Origin of the sequence: Actinosynnema sp. NPDC059797 (assembly GCF_042732085.1) — a bacterium.
Lineage (GTDB): Bacteria > Actinomycetota > Actinomycetes > Mycobacteriales > Pseudonocardiaceae > Actinosynnema.
In genome coordinates this window covers 1-5,332 of record NZ_JBHWIE010000441.1, presented here as the reverse complement: position 1 = coordinate 5,332, position 5,332 = coordinate 1, and the positions used below count along the sequence as shown (strand labels likewise).

At 76.0% G+C, this 5,332-nt stretch carries 3 protein-coding genes and 1 pseudogene; all 4 read right to left on the bottom strand.

All coding sequences use genetic code 11. From position 1 onward, the window contains the following. Window positions 1–1,943 (bottom strand): hypothetical protein (locus ACFV4N_RS39325; RefSeq protein ID WP_499677771.1); only part of this gene is annotated, 1,943 nt, incomplete at its 3' end. A gap of 10 nt (window positions 1,944–1,953) precedes the next feature. Next, window positions 1,954–3,708, bottom strand: a complete 1,755-nt coding sequence (locus ACFV4N_RS39320; protein WP_499677770.1) for a carbamoyltransferase family protein — start codon at window positions 3,706–3,708, stop codon at window positions 1,954–1,956. Beyond that, window positions 3,705–5,066: a hypothetical protein gene (locus ACFV4N_RS39315; RefSeq protein WP_499677769.1), complete on the bottom strand. Its 1,362-nt coding sequence runs from the start codon at window positions 5,064–5,066 to the stop codon at window positions 3,705–3,707. Before ACFV4N_RS39315 ends, ACFV4N_RS39320 begins: the two co-directional genes overlap by 4 nt. Before the next feature lie 36 nt (window positions 5,067–5,102). Then, window positions 5,103–5,332 (bottom strand): annotated as a pseudogene (locus ACFV4N_RS39310) (ABC transporter ATP-binding protein); the annotation flags it as partial.

The window sequence follows — 5,332 nt, the reverse complement described above, 5'->3', positions numbered from 1 at the left end:
GCGCAGGTGAAGGTGGCTTCGGACAGGTCGCCGAAGGGGATGTGCAGCAGGGGTGGTTCGGCCCGCCGCAGGGCGTCCACGGCGGCGGCGCGGACGGCGGGCAGGTCCGCGTCCGGCGTGGGCCACCGGACCTCCAGCAGCGGGTCCGGCCCGGCCGCCGGCCCGACCGGGACGACGGCCTCCCGCCACGACCGGCTCGCGGGCAGCGCGGCGAGGGCGCGCCCGTCCAGCAGCACCTCGCCGACCCCCGTCCCGTGCGGGGTCCGGTACACCAGCCGCAGCACGCCGCCGTGCGCGCAGTGGGCCCTGGCCCCGAACCGGGGCTCCAGGCACCGGAAGAACGCCGGTTCCCGGCCGTGGGTGAGGGCCGGCGCGCCGTCCTGGCGGTCGGCGACCAGGTCGTGCTCCGCGACGTGGCCGCCGGCGGGCGGCGGGCCGCCGAGGTCGCGCAGCGCGCCGACCAGGTCGGTCTGGCGCATCTGCCGGAACGAGCCGAGGGCCGCGGCGGCGAAGTAGCGGTCGGCGTGCCGGTGCGCCGAGCACATCCGGTCGAACACCTCCGACATCCACGCCGGCACGTCGTCGTGGACGAGCCGGTGCAGGTCCCCGACGTAGGCGCGGGCGGCCGGGCCGGCCTCCGCCGCCAGGGCGAGGTGGCGGCGCAGCACGGGTTCCCGCTGCCGCAGCCAGGCGTTGTGCGACGCGGCCAGGACGTGCCCCGCCGCGACGTCCTCCGGCGTGCCGGGGAGTTCCGGTTCCGCCGACCGCCCGGTGAGCGCGTCGGCGAGCCGCGCGGCGAGGACCGCGATCCCGCTCGGGGCGAGGTGGCAGTAGTCCAGGAAGTGCGCGGGGTCGGGCAGGCCCGTCCGGGGGTCGGCGAGGTCGGCGGTCAGGTCGACCAGCCGGTGCCCGTGCGCGGCGGCGAAGGCGCGCAGCGCGTCCTGGACCTGCCGGGTCGCCCGCGGGGTGTGCCGGACGAGCAGGCCGGTCACCGCGTCCCGGGCGCGTTCCAGGGCCACACGCGCGGCGGCGTGGTCGCCGAGGGCCGACAGCGCCCGCCCCCTGGCGCGCTCGGCCGCGGCGGCGAACCCGTCGAGCCCGGCGACCTCGTCGGCCAGCGCCACCACCTCGGCCCACCGGCCCGCGGCCACGGCGCCCGCCAGCCGCTCGCGCGCCGACCGCCACCGCTCCAGCACCGGGGCCGGTGCCAGCGGCGGCGGCAGGAGCGGCAGGTCCTCCCACTCGGTCAGGTTGAACTCGGGCACGACGACGGTCACCCGCGCGCCGGTCCGGTCGGCGACGCCCTGGAGCTGGGACAGGAACCGCTCGACGCGCCGGGCGACGACGACCTCCGCGTAGGCGGCCCTCAGGCCCTCCGCGCCGTCCCGGTCGAGCGCGTCGGCGACGGCGTCGTGCTCGTTGTGCGTCAACGAGTGCATCGACCAGTTGTTGCCCGCGACGAGGACGACCTCGTCGGGCTCCAGCGCGGGCAGGTCCCGGACGACGGCGGACAGCTCGCGGATCTCGATGCCCGTGCGCGCCAGGTCGACGCACTGGTGGGCGCCCGGCGCGCGCCGGTCCAGCTCGGCCTGGAGGGCGGTCGCGGGCGTGATCACCGGGTCGAGCAGGTACCCGCGGGCCACGGACTCCCCGAGCACGACCACCCGCGCGCGGTCGCCCTTGCCCCCGACCTCCGGCACGTCGGCCCACAGGCGGCGGATCGCCGCGGGCACGTTCGCCCGGCGCAGCCCGGGTCCGCCCGGACCGGCGACGACGCGCCAGATGCCGACCCGGGTCCCCGAGGGCTCGGCGGCCCAGTCCTCGGGGTCGGGCGCCACGTGGGCGGCCTTCTGCGCCTCCGCGAGGGCCCGCGCCCCGGCCTCGTCCCCGAACAGCGCGGCGAGGCGGTTCGCCCTGGCCACGCGGTCGTCGTGCTCCCGCACGGGTGCCTCCTCAGAAGAACGTGTAGACCGACTCGCTGATCGACGGCGCCCGGTACGGCGCGACGTCCGCCAGCCGCCGGCGCAGGCGTTCCGGCACGTCGGCCCGGTCCACCACGAGGTCGTCGAGCACGAGGACGTCCAGGTCCGAGCGCAGGAAGCACGCGAGGGCGTCCCCGGCGGTGTTCACGATCGGCTCGCCGCGCATGTTGAACGAGGTGTTGAGCAACACCGGGTAGCCGGTGCGGTCCCCGAACGCGGTCAGCAGGGCGTGGAAGCGCGGGTCGACGGCCGCGTCCACGGTCTGCACCCGCGCCGAGCCGTCGACGTGGGTGATCGCCGGCAGCTCCACCCCCGGCACCACCTGCACCGTCTCCAGCATGAACGGCGAGGGCACGTCCAGCTCGAAGAACTCCGCCGCGCGCTCGGCCGCGACGGCCGGGGCGAACGGCCGGAACGCCTCCCGCTTCTTCACCAGCGCGTTGATCCGGTCCCGCATGGCCGCGTCCCGCGGGTCGGCGAGGATCGACCGCGAGCCGAGCGCCCTGGGCCCGAACTCGGCCGCGCCCTGGAACCAGCCCACCACCGCGCCGCCGGCCAGCCGCCCGGCCACGGCGTCCGCGAGGCGCGCGTCCGAGCCGCCGAGGTCGGTGAACGGGACCCCGGCGCCGGTGAGCAGCGCCCGGCACGCCCCGGCCGGTTCGGCGGCGCCCAGGCGGACGTCCACGAGGCGCTCGCGCGTCGGCCGGCGCCCGGCGCGGTGCGCCGCGAGCGCCGCCGCGCCGATCGCGGACCCGGCGTCGCCGGCGGCCGGCTGGACGAAGACCTCGCGGAACGGCCCCTTGGCGCGGATGACCGAGTTCGCCACGCAGTTGAGGGCCACCCCTCCCGCGTAGCACAGGCGGGGCACCGGGACGAGCCGGTGCAGCCGGTCGACCTGCTTGAGCAGCAACGACTCCAGCAGCGACTGCACGCTCGCGGCCAGGTCCTCGTGCACCGGCGTGAGGTCGTCCCCGGGGTTGCGGGGCGGGACGCCGAGCGCCTCCACCAGCGCGTCGGTGTACATGCGGCGGTCGTCGGCGAAGTCGAAGAAGCCGAGGTCGAGGGTGAACCCGTCCTCGTGCTCGGTCACCAGCGCGTCCATGGCGTCGCGGAAGCGGGGCGTGCCGTACGGCGCCAGCCCCATGACCTTGTACTCGTCGCTGTTGACCGAGAAGCCCAGGTAGCTCGTCAGGGCGCTGTAGAGCAGCCCGAGCGAGTGCGGGAACCGGACGTCCTCCAGGAGTTCGACGCCGTCCTCGCCCGCCCGGCCCAGGCTGGTGGTGGACCACTCCCCCACCGCGTCCACCACCAGGACCGCCGCGTCGGGGAACCCCGAGCAGTAGAACGCGGACGCGGCGTGCGCCTCGTGGTGGGTGACGAACTCCACCGGCCCGTCGTAGCCGAGCAGGTCCCGGATCTCCCTCAGCGGCCGGGACGCGTCGAGCCGCAGCAGCGCGGCGGGTCGGCCCACCACGTGCCGGGGCAGGTCGGTCCACAGCTGCCGCGCCAGCTTCTCGCGCGGCTGCTCGTAGTAGCCGACCAGGTCGACGTCGTGGACGCCGACCCCGGCCCGGCGCAGGCAGGAGCGGAACGCCCGCACCGGCATCGACGGGTCGAAGCGCGTCCGGCTGAACCTCTCCTCGTGCGCCGCGGCGACCAGCTCGCCGTCGACGTAGACCGCGCAGGCGGAGTCGTGGTAGAGCGCGGAGACGCCGACGACGATCACGGCTGCCCCACCCCGCTCAGCACGCGGGCGGAGACCTTCACGCCCAGGAAGCCCGCCATCGGGAAGGCCCGGACCGCGGCCACCAGCCCGTCGGTGTCCAGCACCTCGACGCAGCGGGTGAACCAGCGGCGCACCGCGGCGGCGTCGCGGTCGCCGACCGGGTCGAGCCCGGCCAGCTCGCGGTACTGCTCGTACTCCAGCACCAGCAGCTCGACCGCCCGGTCCCGCAGCACGGCCGCGGCCCGGTCGCGCTCGTCCTCGGGCAGGTCGCCCGCGTCGATGCGGCGGACCAGGTCGTCGGCCGCCGCGCTCAGCGGGGTGGGCCGGTTCTCGGCGACGTCGACCGGCTCGTAGCCCGCACCGAGCATGAACGGCTGGAACCGCTGGAGGGCGGACCGGCCGAACACGCGGTCCCGGCGGGCCAGCTCGGGGTCGCACAGGACGGCGGCGATGCCGATGCCGCGGAAGGTCGGGTGCACGACCGTGCGCCGCGAGATCGTCAGGTTCTCGTTGACCTCGGCGAACACGGCGTGCCGCGCCCAGCTGCGCGGGTAGGCCGCGGACGTCACGTGCACCCCGGCCACCATTCCGTTCACCCGCACCACGTGCACGTCGATGTCGTAGGCGCTCTCCGGCACCTCCAGCCCGCCCATGTAGTGGAACCGCGACAGGGCCTCGTAGTCCGCGACGGTGCCCTCCTCGACCACGAGCTGCTCGGCGAAGGGCCGCACCGGGGCCGGCACCGGGCGCTCCTCGACCACCTTGGCCCCGTTGTGGTCGAGCGTGATCCGCACGTCCGGGGCCAGCGCCTCCGCCAGGTCCTCGTGGGCGGTGGCCACCACGGCGGAGATGCCGTTGCGCCGGCAGAACTTCTGGAACCCGTAGGCGACGATGGCCGCCGTGGTCCGGTCCACGGTGGACAGGAACTCGTCCACCACGAGCAGCTCCTTGCCCTTGGCGTAGGCCAGGGCGAGGCGGGCGCGGGCGCGCTGGCCGTCGGAGAGCCGCCGGTAGGGCGTGAGGAACACGAACGCCTCACCGAGGCCGACGCGGCCCAGCAGCGCCAGGACGTCGGGCAGCTCCAGGTCGAACAGCTCGACCAGCGGCCGGTCGTCCTCGGGCTCCTCGGGCACCCACGCGTCCGGGTTGTCCCGCAGGAACAGCTCCAGCAGCTTCGACTTGCCGGTCCCGGAGAAGCCGGTGACGTAGGTGATGCCGGTGCGCCCCAGCGGGACCGCGTCGAGGACCGGGATGTCGGTGAAGCGGTCCTCGGTGAGGCCGAACAACTCGCGGACCAGGTCGGTCCGGGCGGACCCGCCCGCGCCCGGAGCGGGCCGCGCCCAGTGGTAGCTCGTCACGCCGTCCCCCATCTCTCATCCGTCGCGGACATCTCGTCAGCGCCGCCCGCCGCGCCGCGCGGCGGCCGGCTCGGCCCGCTCGTCCCACACCGGCTCGTCGCTCTCCACCACCGCGCCGTCCGCGCCGATGACCAGGTAGCGGTCGAAGCCGCGGGCGAACCAGCGGTCGTGGGTCACCGCGACCACCGAGCCCTCGAACCGGCGCAGGCCGTCCTCCACCGCCTGCGCGCTGTGCAGGTCCAGGTTGTCGGTGGGCTCGTCGAGCA